Origin of the sequence: Shewanella sp. 10N.286.54.B9, assembly GCF_041468565.1 — a bacterium.
Taxonomy (GTDB): domain Bacteria; phylum Pseudomonadota; class Gammaproteobacteria; order Enterobacterales; family Shewanellaceae; genus Shewanella.
The window spans coordinates 1-462 of sequence record NZ_JBFRIY010000103.1 but is presented as its reverse complement, the minus strand read 5'-3'; the positions used below and the strand labels follow the sequence as shown (position 1 = coordinate 462).

Here is a 462-nt window from a genome sequence, read left to right as displayed (position 1 = left end):
TCTTGGTTGAGTATGAAAGCCTGCATGTTGATAGTTGGTAGCGAAGGTCGCGCTGTCGCCATGATCGAGATCGGTAGCAGTAATTTGGCCTGTGACTTGTAGATCGCCTTCATTGACCGTTCTCGATCCTATATGACTAACCACAGGAATATCGTTAGTGCCATCGATCTTGATTATCAGGTTTTGCGGGGCACTTTGAGCGCCATTGTTGTCGGTGGCGGTCACTGGGATGATCAGGGTTTGATGTTCGCCCATAGCTAAATGGTTGAAGCTTGGATCGGTGGGATCGAGTGTGTAGCTACCATCAGCATGTAAAGCAAAGCCAGCGTGTTGATAACTGGTAGCGAAGGTGGCTGTGTCACCGTGGTCGAGATCGGTAGCAGTGATCTGACCGGTAATTGGTTTACTTCCTTCATCAACCATCTTCGAGCTGATATGACTGACTACTGGAATATCGTTAGT

General features: G+C 48.3%; 1 protein-coding gene. It reads right to left on the bottom strand.

Features of this window, described 5'->3' with window-relative positions; translation table 11 throughout:
- Positions 1-462 (bottom strand): VCBS domain-containing protein (locus AB4135_RS21885; RefSeq protein WP_371995533.1); only part of this gene is annotated, 462 nt, incomplete at both ends.